The following is a 22,644-nucleotide window of genomic DNA, read 5'->3' as shown; positions in this document are numbered from 1 at the left end:
GATCGCCGGACGGCTCAGCGGAGCTCGTTGATGCGGATCAGGTTGCCCGCGGGATCGCGGAAGGCGCAGTCGCGAACGCCGTACGGCTGCTCGGTCGGCTCCTGGACGACCTCGGCGCCGCTGGCCTGCAGCCGCGCGAAGGTGCCGTCGAGGACGGCGGTGGCCAGCGACGAGCAGCCGACCGCGAAACAGACCTCGGTGACACTCAGGTCGCCACGACGCAGCAGCGCCATTGCGCGCTCGATGCGCCGCGCCATCAGATAGGCGTACGGCGACTCGCCGTAGGCGAGCCGGAACTCGCGGCTGAGATGYCCGGCCGACATGTGCGCGCCGCGGGCGAGCGCCTCGACATCCAGCGGCCGCGCGTACTCCCGGTCGATCCGGTCGCGGACGCGGCGCAGCCGCGCGAGGTCGATCAGGCGCCGCGCCGCGACGGGTCTGCTCGTCACCTGCCAGATCGTGCCACATCGCGCCGAGCATGTGGACGGGCCGGGCCGGGCCGGGCAACGGACAGGTGAACGGTCCACTCCGCCGCGCCCTGGGTGGCGATGGGACCGTGCAGGTTCAGTACCGCGTCACGGATTCGCTCATGTGCTCTTCCTCGCTGCTGGAGTGGATGTGCCGACGGCGGGTCGTGGTTCGGTGAGCGTGGTTACGAGTTCGTCGATCAGATTCTCGTCAACGGGTTGGCTGGTGGCAAGCATCCGGTACCAGATGACGCCGAAGACGAGGTCAGCGGCGGTGCCAGGGGAAGGGACGGGTGGCAGCTCGCCGCGGGTCCGGGYCCGGTCGAGGATGATCCCGAGCGCGTCACGGCGGCGCTGCAAGAACGAGGAGCGGAACCGTCCCCGGAACTCCTCGTCGATCTGAGCGTGGGCCATCAGTGCGCGCAGTGCATCGGCTACCCGCTGGTCACGGCCCAGCCGGAAGCTAGCCGTGAGGAAGGCACGCAGGTCGGCGGTGTAACTGCCCTCGTCCGGGATGGGCACGTGCAGGTCGGCCTTGGTGGCCAGCGCGTCAAGCAGCACGTCGGCCTTGGACGGCCACCAGCGGTAGATCGTCTGTTTGCCCGCGCCGGAGCGGGCCGCGATGCCCTCGATCGTCAAGCCTGCGTAGCCAACCTCTCCCACGAGCTCGATCGCCGCGGCAAGGATGGCCAGCCGGCTCTCCTCGCTGCGCTTGCGTCCGGGTCGGACCGGGATGGGGTGGTCGGTCACGGAGGCATGCTATCGTCAATCCGATACGAGACGTAACGGTTCGATTTAGGAGATCACGTGAGCGAGCACACCGCGCTGGTCGTCGGGGGAACGTCTGGGATCGGGTTGGCCACCGCCCGGCGGCTGCAAGCCCTTGGCGCAACGGTCCACGTTGTCGGCCGCGGCAAGCAGCGGCTCGATGACGTCGCGGCCAGCGACCCGGAGCTGATCGTCCACCGGGCGGACGGCGGCAACCGTGCCGAGATCAGCGCCGTCATCGAGACGATCGGCCGAATCGACTGGCTGATCATCAGCCTCAGTGGCAGCGAAGGTTCGGGATCTGTCGCTGACCTGGACTTCGACATGCTCCGCCGAGCCTTCGACGCGAAGTTCTGGGCTCACCTCACCACCATCCAGGCGGCTGTGCCGCACCTCACAGCGACCGGCTCCATCACGTTGCTCGGCGCGATCACCGCCCGCGCCGGAATGCCAGGAACCGCAGGCATCGCAGCCCTCAACGGCGCCGTCGAGGCCCTGGTCAAGCCGCTTGCTGTGGAACTCGCGCCGATCCGGGTCAACGGCGTCTCCCCCGGCCTGGTCGACACCCCCTGGTGGAGTGGCATACCCGACGAGGCCCGGAAGGCATACTTCGCCCAAGCCGCCCAGGCGCTCCCCACCCAGCGGATCGCGACCGCGGACGACATCGCCGAGGTCACCGTCGTCGCAGCCACCAACGCCAACCTCACCGGCACAGTCATCGAGACCGACGGCGGGGCCCGTCTCGTGTCGATGGGCTGACCAGCCTTCCAACCCGTCAGCGACGTCTTCTGCCGACAGCCCCGCGTGCAACGCGTCCAGCAGTCGCGGGGCAGCACCAGCGCGATCCCGTCAGCGGTGGTTGGTCAGCAGCCGCTTGACCACCTGGTTAGACGGGCCGGCCTGGATGGTGCCCAGCTCCCGCAGCACGGCCCGCGACCAGCCATCGGGAAGATCGCCGGCCGCCGTGTCACCGCTCCGCAGGACGATGCGTGCGACGTTCTCGTTCGCCCGGTCGGCGGTCCGCACCTGGCCCGCCGTCGCTGGGCACGGTGGCACCCGCGCGGGGGTGTGTAAGAACAACGGCTCTGCCAAGATTCCGGTGGTGACAGGCCCGGTCCCGGGATGCCACGCGGAGCTCGGCATCCCGGGGTCATCCCCCGGCGGACATCGCGGCCCCGGGAACCGACCGATAGTCGGCGAACACGGTGGGCCGGTCAGGTGGCCGGTCAGGTGGCCGAGGTCTGCGCGAGCAGCCCCTCGAGCGCCGGGCCGACGATCCGCTTGAACATCCGTCGGGTCCGGGTCCGGTCCAGCATGCCGACCTCCAGGTTGGCGGCCGCGAGGACCCGCTCGCCGTTCTGCGGCAGGCCCGGGGGCACCCCGACGGTCAGGGCCTGCACCGCGACACGCAGCGCCTCGGCGAGCGGCTGGCCGTCCCGGTGATGCTCCTTCAGCGACGTCGTGACCTGCTCGGAGGCGCCACCGATCGCGACGAAACCCCGCTCGTCGGCGATCGACCCGTCATAGGTCAGCCGGTAGATCTGGTCGTCGGCGATCGAGGTGCCGACCTCGGCGACGACGATCTCGACCTCGTAGGGCTTGACGCTCTCGCTGAAGATCGCACCGAGGGTCTGCGCGTAGGCGTTGGCGAGCGCGCGGCTGGTCACGTCACGCCGGTCGTACATGTAGCCACGCGAGTCCATGAGGCGGATGCCCGCCGTCCGCAGGTTCTCGAACTCGTTGTACTTGCCGACCGCGGCGAACGCGATGCGGTCGTAGATCTCACTGATCTTGTGCAGGGTCGCCGACGGATTCTCGGCGACGAACAGGATCCCGTTCTCGTAGGTGAGGACGACGACGCTGCGACCCCGCGCGATGCCCTTGCGCGCGTACTCGGACTTGTCGCGGACCTGCTGTTCGGGGCTCGCGTATCCGAACGGCATGGTCACGTCAGCCTCCCGAGTTCGTCGAACGGTCCGCGATGATGGCCGTCACCACCGGTTCTATCTCATCGTCGGCATAGCGACGGTAGCCGTCCGCCGTCACGACCGCGACGATCGGGTACAGCTTGCGGATTACGTCCGGCCCGCCGGTCGCCGAGTCGTCGTCGGCGGCGTCGTAGAGGGCCTCGACGCTGATCCGGACGGCGTCGTCCTGGCTGAGATCGGACCGGAACCGCTTCTTCAGTGAACCCTTCGCGAACACCGAGCCCGAACCGATCGACTCGTACGTGCGTTCCTCCGACTTCGCCGCCGCGATGTCGTAGGAGAAGATCCGCCCTTTGCCCGTGTCGAGGTCGTACCCGGCGAACAGCGGGACGACGGCGAGGCCCTGCAGGGCCATCGGCAGGTTCCCCTTGACCATGGCCGCCAGCCGGTTGGCCTTCGCGTCCAGGCTCAGCGTCGACCCCTCGATCTTCTCGTAGTGCTCCAGCTCCACCTGGAACAGCCGGATCAGCTCGGCGCCGACCCCGGCGGTGCCGGCATACCCCACACAGGAGTAGTCGTCGGCGTGATGGACCTTCTCGACGTCCCGCTGAGCGATCATGTGCCCCTGTGTCGCGCGCCGGTCACCGGCCATGATCACGCCACCGGGAAACGCCACCGCCACGATCGTCGTGCCGTGCGCCACCTCGGTGACCGGCCCCGGCAGGCCACTCCGGGCCCCCGGCAGCAGGTGCGGCGCCGACCGCGACAGGAAATCGGCGAACGACGATGTTCCCGGCGTCATGAACACAGCCGGTAGGCGCCCGGCGGCCCCCAATGGATCAGCCACGCATCCCCCTTCCGATAGTCGGTCACGTGGGCCGCGCGCCCGGGGCGTCCCCGAGGCTCCCGGCCCGACGTTACAGATGAAGCACAACATAGGGCTATCGCCCCCCGAAGCTGGCGGGCAGGCCGGTCGAACGGGTCGGCCGGGAAGGCGGTCACGGCCGCGCGTGCGGCCCGCCGACCTGCACCGGGGCACGCGGGCGGTGCGGCGCCGGACCCCCGCGGAACGCGGCCTCACCCGGCGGCGTCGACCCCGCCAGAGCTACCACCGCCGGGCGTCATCCACGGCGCCCGATACCGCCGGCTACCGGACCGCCGGCTACCGGACCGCCGGCTACCAGACGGCCGGCTACCAGACGGCCGTTACTGGCCGCCCTTCTGGACATAGCCCTTCACGAACTCCTCGGCGTTCTCCTCCAGGACGTCGTCGATCTCATCGAGCAGGGAATCGACGTCCTCGGACAGCTTCTCGTGCCGCTCCTTGAGGTCGGAGGCACTCGTGTCCTCGGTCGCGACGTCGTCGATCTCCTCCGCCCGACGGTCCGCGCGTTGCTGCCCGCCGCCGCTGTCCCTGGTGGCCATGAAGCCCTCCTTCGATCGCCTGGCGCGACACTATCCCGCCCCACCGACACCATCCGTTCGATCGGTGAGAGGTCCACTCCATCACGAACCAGCCGCTACGTCGCGACGTCCGCCCAGGGCGCAACGTGAACCTCCTGCCAGGGATCGGCGCCGGCTCTCCCGACCGGGATCGGCGCCGGCTTTCAGCGGCCGGCGAGCGCGTCCACCAGATCACTCGCCGTGGGGCAGCGGGTGAGCAGCTCGCCCACGTGCGCCTTCGTGCCGCGCAGCGGCTCCAGCGTCGGCACCCGCTRCAACGAGTCCCGACCGATGTCGAAGATGACCGAGTCCCAGGACGCGGCGGCGACCTGCTGCGGGTAGAGCGCGAGGCAGCGGCCCCGGAAGAAGGCGCGGGTGTCCTCAGGAGGCTCGGTCATCGCCCGGGTGACCTCCTCCTCGCTGACGACGAGATCGAACCGGCCCCGGGCCACCAGGCGGTTGTAGAGGCCCTTGTCCGGACGGACGTCGTGGTACTGCAGGTCGACGAGCTCCAGCCGCGGCGAGTCCCAGGCCAGGCCGTCCCGCGACCGGTAGCCCTCCAGGATCGACAGCTTCGCGACCCAGTCAAGCTCGCGGACGCAGCTCATCGGGTCGACCTCGAGGCGGCCGAGGATCGACTCCCAGCGGGAGAGCACGTCGGCGGTCTGGCTGTCGACGTCGGCACCGAACCGGTCCTCGACGTACTTGCGGGCCTGCTCGAAGTACTCCATCTGCAGCTGCACCGCGGTCATCCGACGACCGTCGCGCAGAGTAACCAGATGCTTGAGGGAGGGATCGTGCGAGATCGCCCGCAGCGCCGCCACGGGCCCGTCMACCGACAGGTCCGCGGTGAACCAGCCGTCCTCGATCATCGAGAGGACCAGGGAGGTCGTTCCCACCTTCAGGTAGGTGGCGACCTCGCTCATGTTCGCGTCGCCGATGATGACGTGCAGCCTGCGGTACTTCTCCGGGTCGGCGTGCGGCTCGTCCCGGGTGTTGATGATGGGCCGCTTCAGCGTGGTCTCGAGCCCCACCTCGACCTCGAAAAAGTCGGCCCGCTGGCTGATCTGGAACCCCGGCTCCCGGCCGTCGACACCGATCCCGACCCGCCCGGCCCCGCAGACGACCTGACGGGAGACGAAGAACGGGGTGAGGTTACGGACGATCTCCCCGAAGGGCGTCGACCGTGCCATCAGGTAGTTCTCATGGCATCCGTACGAGACGCCCTTGTTGTCGGTGTTGTTCTTGTAGAGGTAGACCGGCTTGGAGCCGGGCACGGACAACGCCCGGCGGGCGGCCTCGGCCATCACCCGCTCCCCGGCCTTGTCCCACAGCACGGCGTCGCGAGGGTTGGTGACCTCGGGCGAGGAGAACTCCGGGTGCGCATGATCGACGTAGAGCCGCGCCCCGCTGGTCAGGATGACGTTGGCCAAGCCGAGATCGTCCTCGTTGGYCGGGGCGCTCRGATCGACCGCCGGCTCGCGGGGCAGTTCGAAGCCCCGGGCGTCGCGCAGCGGTGACTCCTCCTCGAAGTCCCATCGGGCGCGGCTACCCGGTGCCGATGTTCGACTGGCATACGAGTTCACCACCAACGACGAAGCCAACATCTGATTGGTGTTCGGCTGACCGGGCACCGATACGCCGTACTCGGTCTCGATCCCCATGATCCGACGCGCGCTCACTCTGCAAGCGTAGGTGCTACACGGGCGGTCGGTTAGCCGGACGTCTGCCTTGTTTGCTCTGGGCCGCTCGGGATGACACGTCCGCAGCCACGCCTATCGTCAGAATTCGGTGGCGACACGGTAGTCCGACCGACCGGCGTCCACCGCGGATGCGGGCGGGAGGATACACCCAGGGGTGCCAGTGCCGCGATGCCCAACGCAACGCCGCGATGCCACCCAGAGCACCGCCGTGACCCCGGGGCCGAGTGACCCCGGGGTCACGGCGGTGGCACGTGTCCCGCCGTTGGGCGGAACACGGGACCCGAGCCCCTTACAGATAACGGCCGTTACAGGTACTACTGCGACCGTTACAGGTACTGGCCGGTGTTCGCGATCGTGTCGATCGAACGGCCGGCCTCGGTACCCTTCGTTCCGGTGACGAGCGTGCGGATGTAGACGATCCGCTCGCCCTTCTTCCCGGAGATCCGGGCCCAGTCGTCCGGGTTGGTCGTGTTCGGGAGGTCCTCGTTCTCCTTGAACTCGTCCATGCAGGCGGCGAGCAGGTACTGCATGCGCAACCCCTTCTGCCCGCCCTCGATGTGCTCCTTGACCGCCATCTTCTTGGCCCGGGCGACGATGTTCTCGATCATCGCGCCGGAGTTGAAGTCCTTGAAGTACAGGACCTCCTTGTCGCCGTTGGCGTAGGTCACCTCGAGGAAGCGGTTCTCCTCGCTCTCCGCGTACATCCGCTCGACCACGCGCTGGATCATGGCCTGAACGGTCGCCTCCCGGTTACCGCCGAACTCGGCCAGGTCATCCGGGTAGAGCGGCAGCTCCGGCACGACGTACTTGGCGAAGATGTCCCGAGCCGCCTCGGCATCGGGCCGCTCCACCTTGATCTTCACGTCGAGCCGACCCGGCCGCAGGATCGCCGGATCAATCATGTCCTCGCGGTTGGACGCGCCGATCACGATGACGTTCTCGAGCTGCTCGACGCCGTCGATCTCGCTGAGYAGCTGCGGGACGATCGTGTTCTCCACGTCCGAGGACACCCCCGAGCCACGGGTCCGGAAGATCGAGTCCATCTCGTCGAAGAACACGATCACCGGCATTCCCTCGGACGCCTTCTCACGCGCCCGCTGGAACACCAGCCGGATCTGCCGCTCGGTCTCGCCGACGAACTTGTTGAGCAGCTCGGGACCCTTGATATTCAGAAAGAACGCCCGACCGGTGCCCTGGCCGCCGGTCTTCGCCTCGACCTTCTTGGCCAGCGAATTGGCGACCGCCTTGGCGATCAGCGTCTTGCCGCAGCCGGGCGGGCCGTAGAGCAGCACACCCTTCGGTGGCTTGAGCTGATGCTCCCGGTAGAGCTCCTTGTACAGGAACGGCAGCTCGACCGAGTCCCGGATCGACTCGATCTGGCTCTTCAGGCCGCCGATCTGTTCGTAGCCGATGTCGGGAACCTCTTCGAGGACGAGCTCCTCGACCTCGGACTTGGGAATCCGCTCGAAGGCGTAGCCGGAACGGGACTCGATCAACAACGAGTCCCCGGACCGGATCGGTCCATCGAGAAGCGGCTGGGCCAGCATGACCACCCGCTCCTCGTCGGTGTGACCGAGCACCAGCGCCCGGTCCCCACCCTCGAGGACCTCTTTGAGTAGGACGATCTCACCCTGCCGCTCGAACGCGCGCGTCTCGACCACGTTCAGCGCCTCGTTGAGCATGACCTCCTGGCCGGGCAAGAGATCACTGATGTTGACGCTCGGCGACACGGTCACCCGGAGCTTTCTGCCCTGAGTGAACACGTCGACGGTGCCGTCTTCGTAGGAGGAGACGAAGATCCCGTAGCCGCTGGGCGGCTGCGCGAGCCTGTCGACCTCCTCCTTCAGGGTGACGATCTGGTCTCGCGCCTCGCGGAGAGTCGCGACGAGCCTGTCGTTCTGTCCCGTGACAGCCGACAACTCCGCCTGGATCTCCGCGAGCCGTTCCTCCAGCACCCTGAGCTGCCTGGGCGATTCGGACAACTTACGCCGCAGCATGGCCACTTCCTCTTCCAGGAAGGCGACCTGCGTCGTGAGCTCGTGTGTTTCCTTCTCGTACGCCGACCGCCGTGATTCGGCATCACCTGGACGACCCGTGCTCCCATCGGAGCCAGAGCCCGAACGGGGACCGGACACTGCGCCTCCACCTCCCCCGTGCTGACCGGGACGCACCCACACTACCGTTGTGACCGCCGCTGGCAGGCCGGTCGGGCAAGGACGATCCAGCTTTGCCGTAAACAGCGGGTTACGGTGCCATGCTGACAGAAGATCGGAGCCCTGTGGCAACTCCAGCGAAGCCGGGCGTTTCGGCAGACCTGCGGGTGCGGGTCGACCAGGATGCCTGCACCGGCGACGGTCTGTGCGCGCAACTCGCTCCCGCCGTCTTCGAGTTCGACGTCGACGGTCTGGCCTACGTCAAGGACAGCGCGGGCGAGCTGCAGACGCAGCCCGGCGCCTACGTCCCGGTGCCGCTGCCGCTCGTCGACGCGGTGGTCGACGCGGCCGACGAGTGTCCGGGGACGTGCATCTACGTGGAACGCCCCGACGGCACGCTGGAGGCCGGCGGGCCCGTCGGCTGACGATGGGCCCGGCCGGCCGGCACACTCGCGACCACGGCCTGCCCCATGGGACCCCATGGGAATGGCCTGCCCCATGGGACCCCATGGGATACGTCACATCGGCTGGATCGTCGCCGACCCTGGGTCGGCGTCCCGGGATCGGTCGGTCTCGGCCCTGGGCTCGGTCTCGGCCCTGGGCTCGGGGGCGGTCTCGGAGGCGGGATCGATCCCGATCGGCGCGCCCTTCGCCGGCCGGCGGCGGCGCACCGGAGGAGTGACCCCCTCGGCGAGGCGCCGCGCGGTCACCAGGAAACCGGTGTGGCCGACCATGCGGTGGCCAGGCCGCACGGCCAGACCCTCGACGTGCCAGTCCCGCATTATCGACTCCCACGCCGCGGGCTCCGTGAACGTGCCGTGCGCCCGTAGCGTCTCGACGATCCGGGAAAGCTGGGTGGTGGTAGCGACGTAGGCACAGACCACCCCGCCGGGCACCAGCGCCGCGCTGACGGCGTCAACGACCTCCCAGGGCGCGAGCATGTCGAGGACAGCCCGGTCGACGTCACGCTCGGTTGTCTCGGCCAGCTCCCCGACCAGCACGGTGTGGGCGGGATGCGGGCCGCCGAAGAACGCCTCGATGTTGCGCCGGGCAATCTCGGCGAAGTCCGCGCGCCGCTCGTAGGAGACCAGACGCCCGCAGTCGCCGATGGCACGCAGCAGCGAGCACGACAGCGCCCCGGACCCGACGCCGGCCTCCAGCACCCTGGCGCCCGGGAAGATGTCCGCGTAGGTGACGATCTGCGCCGCGTCCTTGGGGTACACCACGGTCGCCCCGCGCGGCATGGACAGCACGAAGTCGACGAGCAGCGGGCGCAGCGCCAGGTAGTCGGTACCACCCGTGCTGGTGACGACGATCCCCTCCGGCCGGCCGAGCAGGGCGTCGTGCTCGACGGCTCCCCGGTGGGTGTGAAACTGCCTGCCCGGTTCGAGGACGACGGTGTGCCGGCGCCCCTTGGGATCAGTCAGCTGCACCCGGTCACCCTTGGTGAACAGGCCTCGGCGATGAGCGGCGCCGGTCGGAGGCGGAGCGTAACCGCCGGCCAGGGACGGCACCTGCCCCGGGGACACCGACTCGTCGGGCGGGGCGCTCACCGGGACGCCACCATGCGGGCGGCGGCGGCCGGATCGATACGGGCGACGAGATCCACCATCGCGAGCACGCCGACCGGGCGGCCCGCCTGCTTGACGAGGTACTCCGACGCCGGCACCCGCTGCACGGCCGCCAGCAGGGCCTCGCCTTCCAGATCGGCGTCGAGGACCATGCCGGGCGAGATCACCCGACTCACTTCATCCACGGTCATCCAGGGTCTCCGATGCTCCGGCAGCGCGTCGACCGCGGAGCCATTCATAATCTTCAGGGGGCTGCCGTCACGGTCGATCACCGCGACGGCGGTGGCGCCGACCTCCTGAGCTCGCCGCAGCGCCTCCGCCAGCGGAACGGCACCCTCGACGGGCAGCGTCCGGCGCGCAAGGCGACCGGCGCACAGGCCGGGCAGCCGCTCCCGCACCTGCGCGGCGCGCAGCGACTGGTAGGCCGCGAACGCGAGGAAGCCCGCCAGAGCATAGGTGTACACCATGCCGATGCCGTCGGAGGTCGACGCACCCCAGACGACCAGGCCGGCGGCGACGACGAACCCGCCGTAGGCACCGGCCCGCAGCCCCCGCAGCTTGTCGCGCGTCAGACCCCACACCGCGGCGACGACCACCCGTCCACCGTCCAGCGGGAGGCCCGGTGCCAGGTTGAAGAGGAACAACGCGGCGTTGATGAGTCCGAGATCGTGCAGGACCGCGGCGGCGTCGCTGGTGTCGTCGAGGCCGAGCAGGCCGAGGTGACAGCCGGCGGCCAGCACCCCGTTGACCGCCGGGCCGACGAAGGCGATCAGGAACTCGCGGCCGGCGCTGCGGGGCTCCGGCTCGAACTCGGTGAACCCGGCGAAGCCGTGCAGGGTCACGGACCGCACGGTGTGACCGAACGCCAGCGCCGTCAGAGCGTGACCGATCTCGTGGGCGAGCAGGGAGGCCAGGAAGCCGATAGAGATCAACGAGGAGAGCGCGAGGATCCGCCCGTCGGACGCCAGCGGCAGCCGGTCGCGGATCGAGCCGGAGAGCAGGTAGGCGACGAGGACGGCGAAGACGAGGGCGAACGGCGAGATGACGATGGGAACACCGCGGATCCGCCCGACCGGCACGCCGGGGGGTCGCTCACTCGGAGCCTGCCCCGCCGGGCCCGCGCCGCCGTGGGCGCTCGAACCCGCGCCGCTCGAACCCGCGCCGCCCGAACCCGCGCCGCCGTGCTGATCCGCCATGGATCCGATGCTACGGACCATACCCCGACCCGTCGTCCGGGACCGAGTGGCGAAGATGTCGGTAGGGGGATCTAGGGTCCAGGACATGACCTCGACGCAGCGCTCTCCTGCCATCCCGGGATCGGTGGCGTCGGCCGCACCCCGRCCGTTGATCGGTTCGCTGTCACCGTCGCGGGCGGCGGACTTCGTCAACTGTCCGTTGCGCTACCGGTTCCGGGTCGTCGACCGGCTCCCCGAGCCGCCGAGCGAGGCCGCGACCCGCGGGACCGTGGTGCACGCGGTCCTGGAGAAGCTGTTCGATCTCCCGGCGTCCCGGCGTACCCTGCAGGCCGCGCGGGAGCTGGTCGAGCCGGCCTGGGATACGGTGYGCGCCCGCGAGCCGGCGGTCGAGGCGCTGTTCGGTGGCCGCGACGAACTGGCGGCGTGGTTGGAGTCGGCCCGCGAACTGCTCGCCGGATACTTCGCGCTGGAGGATCCGTCACGGCTGGCGCCGGTGGCCCGCGAGCTGTACGTCGAGCACGTGCTCGACTCCGGCCTGCGGCTGCGGGGCTACCTGGACCGGCTTGACGAGGCGACCACGGCGCAGGGACCCGCCCTGCGGGTGGTCGACTACAAGACCGGCCGCTCGCCCGGCCCGGCGTTCGAGAGCTCGGCGATGTTCCAGATGAAGTTCTACGCCCTGCTGCTCTGGCGGATCCGTGGGGTGATCCCGCGCGAGCTGCGGCTGTACTACCTCGGTGACCGCACCTGGCTGCGGGCCACCCCCGACGAGGCCGACCTGCGGGCCGCCGAGCGACGGATCGAGGCCCTGTGGGCGGCGATCGACCGCGCGCACCGCACCGGGGACTGGCGCGCCACCCCGAACAGACTGTGTTCCTGGTGCGACCATCAGGCTCGATGCCCAGCCTTCGGCGGCACCCCACCACCGCTACCGCAGCAGACATCCGCGGTGCCGCTCGACGAGACCGCCCCCGCCGTCTGCGAGGCGGACGGCTGATGGCGGTCTTCAGGCCGGACCCCGTCCGGACCCCGTTCCCCGCGGACAGCCCGTTTACGGTGCCGGCATCCTCAGCTCGCCGGCGGCGGTGGCTCCACCGGGCGTCCTCGGAGGCATGCCATATCGCCCGATCACCAAAAGTAATATTGGTCGGACCTTCAATACTGCCGGCGGTACAGTCAGCGACGGCGAGATGCCGATCATCGTTCGGTCGTTGGGGAGATCGACCACGGTAGCCGAACAGCCGTCCCAGGTCAGTCGGGGCCGAGCGCAGGCAGGGCAGGCACGACGTGTCGAGAGGGACCGTGTCGAGAGGGACACGGCGCGCCGCGAGGGAGAGGACATCACGATGGCCCGACGGACCGGATCGTCCCGAGGCGGGAAGCGGGGCGCGGTCGCGGGCAGCCCGCCCGGCCGAGAGGACCGCGGGTCGCGGCCCGGCGAGTACGGTGCCGGCCGTGACGRCCGGGTTCCCGAGCACCCGGGCGGCCGGCGAGAAGACGGACCGGACGCCGCACCCGCGGCCCGCGCCGCCAGGCTGACGAAGGTCTACGGCTCCGGTGACACCACCGTCACGGCACTGCGCGAGATCGACCTGGCCTTCCCCCGCGGCCGATTCACCGCGATCATGGGGCCGTCCGGGTCGGGGAAGTCGACGCTGATGCACTGCCTGGCCGGGTTGGACACGGTCACCCGGGGACGGGTCTTCATCGGCAACGTGGACCTGTCCCGGCTGTCCGACAAGCAACTGACCCGGTTGCGTCGCGACCGCATCGGGTTCATCTTCCAGCAGTTCAACCTGCTGCCCACGCTGACCGCGGCCGAGAACATCACGCTGCCGTTGAGCATCGCCGGGCGTTCGCCGGATCGGGCCTGGATGCGCACCGTCATCGACGCGGTCGGTCTCGCACCGCGGTTGAAGCACCGGCCGAGCGAACTCTCGGGCGGTCAGCAGCAACGGGTCGCCTGTGCRCGGGCCCTGGTCACCCGGCCGGAGATCATCTTCGCCGACGAGCCGACCGGCAACCTTGACTCCCGGTCGGGAGCCGAGGTGCTGTCGTTCCTGCGTGACTCGGTCTCCGAACTCGGGCAGACGATCGTCATGGTCACCCACGACGCGACGGCGGCGTCCTACTCGGATGAAGTGATCTTCCTTGCCGACGGTCGACTCGTTGACGCGATCGCGAACCCGACCGCGGAGGAGGTGCTGGACCGGATGAAGCACCTCGACGCCGCCACGGGCGGCTTGGCGGCCGACGGCGAGATCGCCGACGACCGGGACGACCATAACGACACCGACGGTCGCTACGGGCCTGCCGGTGACTACGACGACTACGCCTACCCGGGCCAAGCCTACCCGGACCAGGCCTACCCGGACCAGCCGACCTACGGGCGAGACGAGCACGATCCCTACCAGGGCCACTACCCGGAGCGGCGCACCGGCCAGTTCGAGGCGATCCCCGCCCCGGACCTCGGGCCCGACGCCGGTGGGCAGCCGGCGTCAAGGCGGGTCGGCGGCACGCGCCACGGCGAGGAGTACTACTCCGGCCGCTCCCACCACCGGCCGGTGCCGAGGCCTGGCGGCGGGCCTCCGCTCACCGACCCCGGCCGTGTCGACGGCGGGGGGGACAGTTACCACCCGGACGGCACGGAGCCGGCGGGCTGGGCCTGAGCCGATGCTGCGCGCCACCCTCAAGAGTCTGCTGGCCCGCAAGGTCCGGCTGGTGCTCTCCATGCTGGCGGTCGTCGCCGGGGTGAGCTTCGTGACCGGGACCCTGGTCCTGACCGACACCCTCAACCGGACGTTCGACACCCTCTTCGCCGACATCAACAAGAACGTCAGCGTCGCCGTGCGCTCGGTCAACGCCATCGACCCGACGAGCGACGTCGGCCGCCCTCCGCTGCCGGCCTCGCTCGTCTCCACCGCCGCCGGAGTGGACGGGGTGCGGGTGGCGGTCGGCAAGGTCAACGGCCAGGCCGTCCTCGTCAACCCGGCCACCGGCAAGCCCTCGAACACCAACGGTGCGCCGGGGATCGGTATCAACTGGACCGGGGGTCAGCCCACCTCGGCGGAGGAGATCGCCGAGGGTCGCCCGCCCGGCCCCGGAGAGATCGTCGTCGACCGGGCGACCGCGAAGAAGCTCCATCTGTCGCTCGGGGCAAAGATCTCGGTGCAGACCAAGGGTCCGCCCGCGCGGTACACCCTGGTCGGCACCTTCCGGATCGGCGGTCAGGACAGTCTCGGGGGCGCCGCTGTCACCGCGTTCGACACCGCCACCGCCCAGCGGGTCCTGCTCGCGCCCGACCGGTTCAGCGCGATCCACCTGGCCGCCGGGCCCGGYCTGACCCAGGAGGAGCTGCGGGCCCGGGTCGCCGCCGCACTCCCACCGGGTGTCGAGGCGATCACCGGCAGGCAGTTGGCGGACGAGAGCGCCAGCGCTGTGCAGAACGCCGTCAGCGGCTTCTCCACCTTTCTGCTGATCTTCGCCGCCATCTCGGTCTTCGTTGGCGCCTTCATCATCTTCAACACCTTCACGATGCTCGTCGCCCAACGGGTGCGGGAGCTGGCCCTGCTGCGAGCAATCGGGGCGAGCAAACGTCAAGTCCAGGTGTCCCTGCAGGTCGAAGCGGCACTGGTCGGCTTCGCCGGGGCCACTGTCGGCCTGGTGTCCGGCGCGGGGCTCGCGCTGCTGCTGCGCGTCGCCGTCGGTGTGTTCGGCGTGGCGCTGCCCAGCGGTGCGCTGGTCTTCCGCCCCCGCACCGTCGTGATCGCCTACGCCGTCGGCGTGCTCATCACCGCTGCGGCGGCGTTCGTGCCGGCCCGCAAGGCCGCGTCGGTGCCACCGATCGCGGCGATGCGGGAGACCTACGTGCTGCCGACCCGCTCGCTGCGCTCCCGGGCGATCGCCGGGTCGGTGCTCACCGCGCTCGGCATCGTCCTGCTGATCCTCGGCACCGCCTCGGCGGGCAAGCCGGGAGCCACCGCCGTCGGGGTGGGCGCGGCGGGGATCTTCCTCGGCGTCGCCACCCTCTCACCGCTGCTGTCCGGACCGATCACCCGGGTCCTCGGCGCACCGTTGGCGAGGATGTTCGGGGCCACCGGCCGACTCGGCCGGGAGAACGCGATGCGCAACCCGCGCCGGACCGCCTCCACCGCCTCCGCGTTGATGATCGGACTCGCCCTGGTCAGCGCCTTCTCCGTGCTCGGACAGTCGATCAAGGAGTCGGTGCGGGAGACGGTGTCGAACAGCCTCGGTGCCGACTTCTACCTGACCCCGCAGAACTTCGGGCAGGGATTCAGCGGTGAGGTGGCTCGCGAGCTGGCCGGCAAGCCCGGCATCGAGATCGCCACGGGTCTTCGGGGCGGCCTGGTGAAGATCTCCGGGCAGAGCTCCCAGGTGCTGGCCGGCGACCCAGCGGGCCTGGTCAAGATGCTGGCCATCAAGGAGGTGACCGGTGACGTCCACGCCCTCGGCGACGGCACGATCCTGGCCGAGGACTCCACCGCCGCGGACCACCAGCTACGGGTGGGGCAGAAGGTCCCGGTCACCTTCGCCGACGGCCGCGCGGAGCTGACTCTGGTGGGCACCTACAAGAAGAGCCAGGTGGCCGGCAAGTGGATCATCTCCACGAGCGAGTTCGCCCGGCACTCCACCGATGACCTCGACCTGTTCGTCCTGGTGAAGAGGGCGAGCGGGGCGGACCCGGCGATGGTCYGGGCCGAGATCGCCACGGTGGTCAAGTCGTTCGCCACGGTGGAGGTCCGGGACCAGTCCGAGTTCGTCGCACAGCAGGAGAAGCAGGTCGACCAGCTGCTCGGGTTCATCTACGTGCTGCTGGCCCTGGCGGTCATCATCGCACTGTTCGGTATCGTCAACACCCTGGCGCTCTCGGTAATCGAACGGACCCGGGAGATCGGTCTGCTGCGTGCGGTCGGCATGACGCGGTCGCAGATGAGGCTGATGGTCATCCTTGAATCAGTGATCATCTCGGTCTTCGGAGCCGTGCTGGGCGTCGTCGTCGGGAGCATCTTCGGCTGGGCGCTGACGAAGGCGCTGGCCTCCCTGGGAATCAGCACGTTCGCCTACCCGGTACGGACGATCCTGCTCGTGGTCCTCACCGGGGCGATCCTCGGCGTGCTCGCCGCTGTCTTCCCCGCCCGGCGCGCCGCTCGCATGGACGTCCTGCGCGCCATCTCCGCCGTCTGACCCACCCAACCCCACACCCCCTCCGACGCCGTTCGGGGGACCTACGCCCGGTCTTCGCCCCCAAAACCGTGCCTTACTCCCCCAACCTCGCATCCAGGACGGCTGGGGCGAAGGGGCGGGCTGAGGCGGGGGGTGGTGAGGGACTCCATGAGGTCCGGGGTGACGTCGTGCAGGCTCGCCAGGAGCGCCGCGAGCCCGGCGGGCACCGGCTCGCCGCGAGCCGCGACGCCCGAGGCCTCCAAGGCCTCCAAGGCCTCCAAGGCCCCCGAGGCCCCCGAAGCCCCCGAAGCCCCCGAAGCGGCCAGGTCGAGCAGATCCGGCATGGACGGGATCATGATGGTCGCGCACCCGGCCGCCACCCCGGCGCGCGCTCCCGACGGGCTGTCCTCCAAGACGACGCAGCGAACCGGGTCGACGCCGAGCACCCGGGCGGCGGTCAGGTAGGGCTCCGGGTCCGGCTTGCGGCGAGTGACCTCATCGCCGGCGACCGTCACGGCGAAGAACTCGTCACCGATGACGTGCAGCACCGGCTCCATCAGGTCGCGGAAGGACGAGGAAACCAGCGCGGTCGGGACACCCGCCGCTCGCAGCGCGACGAGCAGCTCCACCGCCCCGGGCTGCGGGACGATCGCACCGGGCTCGCGGAACAGCTCGGCGGAGCGGCGCAGCAGGAACTCCGCCGTCGGCGCCACGTCGGACGCCGGCAGGCCGAGCATCGACACCATGAGCGGCACGGCGGTGTCGATGCCGTGGCCGATCATGGCTCGTTTCATCGCCGGGGTGAACTCGCCGCCCAGCCGCGCCGCCGCCTCGTGCTCGGCGATGGTCCAAATCGGCTCGGTGTCAACGAGCAGGCCATCCATGTCGAAGAAAACCGCCGCAAGGCTCCCCACGTCCACTCCTAGCTCAGGTAGCTCGGTAGCTCAGGGTCGTCCGGCCGCACGGTGCCCGGTTGACCGCACGGTGCCTACGTGGCCGCGAAGTACTTCGCCTCCGGGTGGCACAGGATGATCGCCGAGGTGGACTGCTCCGGCACGAGCTGGAACTCCTCGGCGCGCGACGGGCCGTCGCCGTCCTCGAAATTCACCGAGTCGAGGCAGAGGCTGGCCGCCTGCAACAGGGGGCCCATGGCGCCGTCGGCCACCAGCACACGCTCGGTCAGGACGGACACCAGATCACCGCGCACTGGCCAAGAGTACCGGGACGGGTTTCTCCTACCACCGGTACGGTTTACCCTCCCGTCCGGACGCCTCCGAGGATGTCGGCCACGGGCACGACGGTGATCACGGTACGGTGATCACAGCATGGTGATGATTGCGGGGTGGGAATGCCGGACGCGTCCCGGCGGGTTGCCCACGGCACGGTCGCGGGTGGCACGGTCGCGGATGGCACGGTCGGGGTGGCACAGCTGCGGGAACGGAGGCGTGACGTCGGACCGCGCGGGTGTGCTCGGCGCGGCGGTCCGCACAAACACGGGCTGGGGCACGCCGGTCCGGCGGCGGCCCTGGGCCGGGCCGTTCGCATTCCCGCGACGGCGGGTATCCGTTCAGAGCCGATACGGTGCAGCCACCGCATCGATCCGGAATGGATGTCCGATCCGCCCGGGTCTAGCGCCATCGAGAGACCGAGGAAAGGCGTTCCCACGAGAACATCGGCAGACTGGACCAGCGTAGGTTCCCCGTGGACGACCAGTGGTCGTCCACGGGTCACCGGCTCACGGGCCATAAGGGAGGCTGACGTCACGCATGTCGGCTCTGGGCAGGAGTCGTCTCCGTGAGGACGTACCGTTGCACTGTCACGGGGGCAGTGGGCCGCCGCGGGGCGGCAGGAGGTGGTAGGTGATCGAGTTCTCCGGCGTCGGTCAACTACGGTCGCCGGTCGTAGTAGCCGCCTTCGAAGGGTGGAACGACGCGGCCGATGCCTCGTCCGCCGCCGTCGAGCATCTGGAGACCGCCTTCAAGGCCCGTGTCATCGGTGCTATCGACCCCGACGACTACTACGACTTCCAGGTGAACCGACCGACGGTGAGCGGGACCGACGGGGCCTCCCGGAAGATCTCGTGGCCGACCACCCGCCTGTCGGTGGCGCGGCCGCCGAAGTCCGAGACGGACCTGGTGCTGATCCGCGGGCTGGAACCGAACATGCGCTGGCGTGGGTTCACCGACGAGCTGATCGAGGCCGTCCACGCCCTCGGCAGCGACATGGTGATCTCCCTCGGGGCGCTGCTCGCTGACTCGCCGCACACCCGGCCGGTCCCGATCAGCGGAACCGCCGGGGACGCGGCGACGGCTGCCCGACTCGGGCTGGAGCCGTCCCGTTATGAGGGGCCGACCGGCATCGTCGGCGTCTTCGGGGAGGCATGCGCACGGGCCGAGCTCGCCTCGGTGTCGTTCTGGGCGGCGGTGCCGCACTACGTGGCTAACCCGCCCTGTCCCAAGGCGACCCTCGCGCTGCTGCGCCGAGTGGAGGACCTGCTGGACATCGAGATCCCGCTGGGTGACCTTCCCGAGCGGGCGAAGGCGTGGGAACGGCAGGTGGACGAGCTCGCCGCCGGGGACACCGAGGTCGCCGAGTACGTCCGTTCGCTGGAGTCACGCGAGCCCGAGACGGCGCTGCCCGAGGCCAGTGGGGACGCAATCGCCCGGGAGTTCGAACGGTACCTGCGCCGTCGCGGCCAGTAAAGGCCGGTAAGAGAGCCGGCTCGGTAGAAGAATCGGTAGAAGAAGGAAAGGGGGCGAGGGTACGCCCGGGCCGGGAGCCCAGGGCGCACCCCGCACCTCCACCGGGCCACCCTTCTCCTCGACGATCTCGCTACTCCTCGACGATCTCGGCGTCGATGATGTCCTCGTCGGCGCCACGGCGGAACGGCACGTTCGCCGAGTTCGTGACCGGTTCGCGCGGAGTGGGCGGGGTGTGGGATTCCGCGTCCGCGACGTCGGCCTGACGATGCCGGCCCGGGGAACGCCGCCCCGGGCCGGCGACGCGACCGGTCGCCCACGCGGTCTCGGAAAGATCCGACGCTCCCGCACCGCCCGCGGGGACCGCACCGCCCGCGGGGACCGCACCGCCCGCGGGGACCGCACCGCCCGCGGGGACCGCACCGCCCGCGGGAAAACCGGCAGGACCGGCTCCGCCCGGCGTCCCAGACGTGCCCGACGTCGTCGGCGCGGCCGCACCCGCCCGGGCCAGGTCGGTGACCGCCCGGTCCACCTCGTCGGAGGCCAGGACCCCCCGCAGGCGCAGCATCGCGCCGATGATCTCACCCTGCTGGTGACGCAGCGCCTCGAGCGAGGCGGTGCACCGGGCGATCTCCACCTCCAGCTCGGCATGCCGCTCCCGGGCGAGCCGGCGGCTCTCCTCCACGGCGTCGAGGAGGAGCTTCTCGGCCTGTTCCCGAGCCTCCCGCACGATCGGGTGGTTCGCCCCGGCGTCCTCGATCACCTCTTCCAGCGCCGCCTCCGCGATCTGGCGGGCGCCCGTGACGATCTCCTCGGCCTCCTRCTGGGCGATGGTCAGCATCTGGCCGATCCGACCGCCGGCCTGCGCGGCCAGGCCCTCGACGCCCATGTTCGCGCTGCGGGCCCGCTCGTGCTTCAGGGCGCTTTCGGCCGCGGCCGCGCGCGAGGTCACCTGGCTGGCGTAACGCCACAGCGTGGCCAGGTAGTCGTCGACCTGATGAGGGTCGTAGCCATGCGCGACCTCGTCGAAGGCGGGCCGTTCGGTCGCTGCCCCGGGATCCACCCGGCGATGGTGAGCTCCCATCCTCAGCTCCCTCTGGGTCTGACGGGTTCAAGGTCTACGCCCAGCAGTGTGTCAACGAGGCGCCGCACGAGTGCGGGCGCCTCCCCCCAGGCGGGCACGTCACCGCCAGAACCGCGAACCGGACCCCCCTGATGGGTGGGATCCGGGCCCGCACCGGCGGAGCCGCCCGCATCAGCGAGCGCGGCGCCGACCCAGGCGTCCACCGCGGCGACGGCACCCGGGGCGTCGAGGTCGTCGGCGAGCCGCTCACGCACGGCGGCGAGCAGTCCCATGGCGTCAGGCCCGGTGGGCAGGGCGACGGCGGCCCGCCACCGGTTCATCCGGTCCACGGCGTCGTCGAGCAGGCCCGGCGTCCACTCCCAGTCCTCGGTGTGCCGATGATCGAGCAGGGCCAGCCGCAGGGCCGCCGGATCCACCCCGGCCCGGCGCAGCCGGGAGACGAACTCCAGGTTGCCCCGCGACTTCGACATCTTGTGGCCGTCGAGGCTCACCATCGCGGTGTGCACGTAGCTGCGGGCGAACGGCCGGATGCCGGCGGCGACCTCGGCGTGCGCCGCGCTGCACTCGTGGTGCGGAAAGCTCAGGTCGGTTCCGCCACCCTGGATGTCGATGACCCCGCCGAGATAGTGGCGGGCGATGGCGGAGCACTCGATGTGCCAGCCGGGCCGGCCGGGGCCGAACGGCGAGGGCCAGGACGGCTCGCCGGGGCGGTGGGCGCGCCACAGCAGCGGATCGAGGGGGTCCTTCTTGCCGGTCCGGCGCGGGTCACCCCCGCGCTCGGCGCAGATCGCCAGCATCTCGGCCCGGCTGAGATGCGAGATCTCCCCGAAGGCGGGTGCGGTGGCGATCGAGAAGTACAGGTCGTCGTCGACCTGGTAGGCCGCGCCCCGGTCGACGAGCTCCACCACCATGTCGACGATCATCGGGATGGCCTCGACCACCCCGACGTAGGCGTCCGGCGCCAACATCCGCAGCGCGGTCATGTCCTCGCGGAACAGGTCGATCTCCCGGTCGGCGAGGGCCCGCCAGTCCAGCCCGTCACGGGTGGCTCGCTCAAGCAACGGGTCATCGACATCCGTTACGTTCTGTACATAGTGGACGTGATGCCCGGCGTCTCGCAGCACACGCTGCGCGAGGTCGTAGGTGAGGTAGGTGAAGGCATGCCCCAGATGCGTCGCATCATAGGGCGTGATGCCACACACATACAGCCTTGCGGTGACGGCCGGCGCCAACTCGCGTACGCTCGACGTGGCCGTATCGAAGATCCTCAGTGGCTTCCCGTGACCGGGAAGAGAACGTATCGGAGGAGATGGCCACGCCTGCATGCGTGTCAGAGTAACCGCGAACCGACTCTCCGGCGGGCACAAGGAGAGTAACCGCAGCGTAGCCGACAGCATCCCAAGCCGATCCACCTCGGGTCACCGACGGTGACATCCCATGTTCTCCCGCACCTGTATCCGCACCGGTGACCCGCCCAGAACCGGAACCCGCTCAGAACCGGAACCCGCTCAGAACCGGAACCCGCTCAGAACGGCGGCCAGGGGATCGCCGGCCAGTCCCCCGAGGGCAACGGGAACCGGCCCTCGGCCAGAAGCCCGTCGACCCGCACGGTGAGGGCGTCGACCTCGGTGACCGTGAGCAGCTCCTCGAGCCGGTCCCGGAAGGGGCCCGCGAGCGCCTCACGCAGGTCGTCGAGCAAGGCGGTCTCCTCGGCGTCGAGCCGCCTTCCCCGCCAGGTCCACAGCAGGGTGCGCAGCTTGCCGTCCGTGTGGAAGGTCACACCGTGATCGATGCCGTGAATCCGGCCGGAGGGCGCCGGCAGCAGGTGCCCACCCTTGCGGTCGGCGTTGTTGATGACGACGTCGAACAGGGCGATCCGGCGCAGCTGGGAGTCGTCGGACCGGGTCAGCGCCACCAGGTCCACGGTGACGTCGGTGTCGATCCACAGCTGCACCATGCCCTCGCCGAACGGGCCGTCACGCAGAATGGTGGGCGGGACGATGCCAAGCCCGWGCTGCTCGGAGACCTCGTAGGCGGCCAGCTCGCGGGCGGCGAGGGTGCCGTCCGGGAAGTCCCACAGGGCGCGTTCGCCGCGGACCGGCTTGTAGACGCAGCGGCCGGTCACCCCGTCGGCGCAGATGTCGCAGCAGAGCGTCGTGTTGCTCGCGTCGACCAGCCGGGCGGTGATCTCGAGGTCACCGCGGCGAAGGAGGTCGAGGGCGGCGGGGGCGTCGAGGCCACCCCCGTCGATCGGATGCAGTGGCGGTCGCCACCCCGGAGTGGAACTCGCCGCGGAGACGCCCATCACCTCAGTCTGTCCGGTCCGGCAGGGTGATGTCACCGGACCGGACGGTGAGCGACATCTCTCCCACACCGTCCGGCCTACCGGACCACACCGCTATCACGAACCGCACCGCTACCACGAACCGCACCGCTACCACGAACCGC

General features: G+C 70.2%; 21 protein-coding genes. 6 read left to right on the top strand and 15 right to left on the bottom strand.

All coding sequences use genetic code 11. The annotated features are described in order from the left end of the window. Window positions 1-14: 14 nt before the first annotated feature. Both KBI5_RS07620 and KBI5_RS07615 read right to left on the bottom strand, forming a co-directional pair. On the bottom strand, window positions 15-449 hold the full coding sequence (locus KBI5_RS07620; RefSeq protein ID WP_241882727.1) for a helix-turn-helix domain-containing protein: 435 nt from the start codon (window positions 447-449) through the stop codon (window positions 15-17). Window positions 450-587: 138 nt separating this feature from the next. Continuing rightward, entirely contained in the window at window positions 588-1,217 is a 630-nt protein-coding gene (locus KBI5_RS07615) for a TetR/AcrR family transcriptional regulator (RefSeq protein ID WP_085014789.1), read from the bottom strand. A gap of 57 nt (window positions 1,218-1,274) precedes the next feature. Between KBI5_RS07615 and KBI5_RS07610 the strand changes: the two genes are divergently transcribed. Continuing rightward, window positions 1,275-1,994, top strand: coding sequence for an SDR family oxidoreductase (locus tag KBI5_RS07610; RefSeq protein WP_023841073.1), 720 nt, complete (start codon window positions 1,275-1,277; stop codon window positions 1,992-1,994). A gap of 90 nt (window positions 1,995-2,084) precedes the next feature. On the opposite strand, the gene KBI5_RS26170 is transcribed toward KBI5_RS07610, so the two are convergent. From KBI5_RS26170 to arc, 6 genes are all read right to left on the bottom strand, one after another. Then, window positions 2,085-2,261 carry a hypothetical protein gene (locus KBI5_RS26170; RefSeq protein ID WP_157493378.1) on the bottom strand — a complete coding sequence of 59 codons (177 nt, stop codon included), beginning with the start codon at window positions 2,259-2,261 and terminating at the stop codon, window positions 2,085-2,087. A 200-nt stretch (window positions 2,262-2,461) separates the two neighbouring features. Next, window positions 2,462-3,184, bottom strand: coding sequence for a proteasome subunit alpha (prcA, locus tag KBI5_RS07600; RefSeq protein WP_023841072.1), 723 nt, complete (start codon window positions 3,182-3,184; stop codon window positions 2,462-2,464). 1 nt (window position 3,185) lies between these two features. Further along, the gene (prcB, locus tag KBI5_RS07595; protein WP_023841071.1) at window positions 3,186-4,010 is read right to left on the bottom strand and encodes a proteasome subunit beta; all 825 of its coding nucleotides are present in this window, start codon (window positions 4,008-4,010) and stop codon (window positions 3,186-3,188) included. A gap of 359 nt (window positions 4,011-4,369) precedes the next feature. Continuing rightward, window positions 4,370-4,588, bottom strand: coding sequence for a ubiquitin-like protein Pup (locus KBI5_RS07590; protein ID WP_011437025.1), 219 nt, complete (start codon window positions 4,586-4,588; stop codon window positions 4,370-4,372). A gap of 182 nt (window positions 4,589-4,770) precedes the next feature. Next, on the bottom strand, window positions 4,771-6,288 hold the full coding sequence (gene dop, locus KBI5_RS07585) for a depupylase/deamidase Dop (protein ID WP_347272476.1): 1,518 nt from the start codon (window positions 6,286-6,288) through the stop codon (window positions 4,771-4,773). Between the two features lie 347 nt (window positions 6,289-6,635). Then, window positions 6,636-8,444 (bottom strand): proteasome ATPase, encoded by a 1,809-nt coding sequence (gene arc / locus KBI5_RS07580; protein WP_011437027.1) that lies wholly within the window; start codon window positions 8,442-8,444, stop codon window positions 6,636-6,638. A 119-nt stretch (window positions 8,445-8,563) separates the two neighbouring features. Here arc and KBI5_RS07575 point away from each other — a divergent pair, with 119 nt between their 5' ends. Continuing rightward, window positions 8,564-8,887: a ferredoxin gene (locus tag KBI5_RS07575; protein WP_011437028.1), complete on the top strand. Its 324-nt coding sequence runs from the start codon at window positions 8,564-8,566 to the stop codon at window positions 8,885-8,887. A 93-nt stretch (window positions 8,888-8,980) separates the two neighbouring features. Here KBI5_RS07575 and KBI5_RS07570 read toward each other — a convergent pair whose 3' ends face one another. Together KBI5_RS07570 and KBI5_RS07565 are read right to left on the bottom strand one after the other, a co-directional pair. Then, window positions 8,981-9,967: a tRNA (adenine-N1)-methyltransferase gene (locus KBI5_RS07570; RefSeq protein WP_049761090.1), complete on the bottom strand. Its 987-nt coding sequence runs from the start codon at window positions 9,965-9,967 to the stop codon at window positions 8,981-8,983. A gap of 44 nt (window positions 9,968-10,011) precedes the next feature. After that, a complete protein-coding gene (locus KBI5_RS07565; RefSeq protein ID WP_011437030.1) occupies window positions 10,012-11,229 on the bottom strand; it encodes a site-2 protease family protein in 1,218 nt (405 codons plus the stop codon). Window positions 11,230-11,314: 85 nt separating this feature from the next. On the opposite strand from KBI5_RS07565, the gene KBI5_RS07560 reads away from it, so the two are divergent. The 3 genes from KBI5_RS07560 (at window position 11,315) to KBI5_RS07550 (ending at window position 16,434) form a co-directional block, all read left to right on the top strand. Continuing rightward, window positions 11,315-12,226, top strand: coding sequence for a PD-(D/E)XK nuclease family protein (locus tag KBI5_RS07560; protein WP_085014786.1), 912 nt, complete (start codon window positions 11,315-11,317; stop codon window positions 12,224-12,226). 349 nt (window positions 12,227-12,575) lie between these two features. Then, entirely contained in the window at window positions 12,576-13,898 is a 1,323-nt protein-coding gene (locus KBI5_RS07555; protein ID WP_085014785.1) for an ABC transporter ATP-binding protein, read from the top strand. Between the two features lie 4 nt (window positions 13,899-13,902). Then, window positions 13,903-16,434: an FtsX-like permease family protein gene (locus KBI5_RS07550; protein ID WP_085014783.1), complete on the top strand. Its 2,532-nt coding sequence runs from the start codon at window positions 13,903-13,905 to the stop codon at window positions 16,432-16,434. A gap of 41 nt (window positions 16,435-16,475) precedes the next feature. On the opposite strand, the gene KBI5_RS28360 is transcribed toward KBI5_RS07550, so the two are convergent. Next, window positions 16,476-17,327: an HAD family phosphatase gene (locus tag KBI5_RS28360; RefSeq protein ID WP_085014793.1), complete on the bottom strand. Its 852-nt coding sequence runs from the start codon at window positions 17,325-17,327 to the stop codon at window positions 16,476-16,478. A gap of 74 nt (window positions 17,328-17,401) precedes the next feature. Then, the gene (locus KBI5_RS07540; protein ID WP_011437035.1) at window positions 17,402-17,605 is read right to left on the bottom strand and encodes a hypothetical protein; all 204 of its coding nucleotides are present in this window, start codon (window positions 17,603-17,605) and stop codon (window positions 17,402-17,404) included. Window positions 17,606-18,272: 667 nt separating this feature from the next. Here KBI5_RS07540 and KBI5_RS07535 point away from each other — a divergent pair. After that, the gene (locus tag KBI5_RS07535) at window positions 18,273-19,115 is read left to right on the top strand and encodes a PAC2 family protein (RefSeq protein WP_011437037.1); all 843 of its coding nucleotides are present in this window, start codon (window positions 18,273-18,275) and stop codon (window positions 19,113-19,115) included. A 130-nt stretch (window positions 19,116-19,245) separates the two neighbouring features. Here the strand turns inward: KBI5_RS07535 and KBI5_RS07530 are convergent, their stop codons facing one another. The 3 genes from KBI5_RS07530 to KBI5_RS07520 form a co-directional block, all read right to left on the bottom strand. Next, a complete protein-coding gene (locus KBI5_RS07530; protein WP_085014782.1) occupies window positions 19,246-20,196 on the bottom strand; it encodes a hypothetical protein in 951 nt (316 codons plus the stop codon). 2 nt (window positions 20,197-20,198) lie between these two features. Then, the gene (mshC, locus tag KBI5_RS07525) at window positions 20,199-21,521 is read right to left on the bottom strand and encodes a cysteine--1-D-myo-inosityl 2-amino-2-deoxy-alpha-D-glucopyranoside ligase (protein WP_035941620.1); all 1,323 of its coding nucleotides are present in this window, start codon (window positions 21,519-21,521) and stop codon (window positions 20,199-20,201) included. A gap of 200 nt (window positions 21,522-21,721) precedes the next feature. Next, window positions 21,722-22,501 carry an SCO1664 family protein gene (locus KBI5_RS07520; RefSeq protein WP_085014792.1) on the bottom strand — a complete coding sequence of 260 codons (780 nt, stop codon included), beginning with the start codon at window positions 22,499-22,501 and terminating at the stop codon, window positions 21,722-21,724. Window positions 22,502-22,644 lie beyond the last annotated feature (143 nt).

The organism is Frankia sp. KB5 (genome assembly GCF_002099325.1).
Classification (GTDB): Bacteria; Actinomycetota; Actinomycetes; order Frankiales; family Frankiaceae; genus Frankia; species Frankia casuarinae.
Note: the sequence above shows the minus strand (reverse complement) of the source record. Positions and strands in the feature narration are given on the sequence as shown.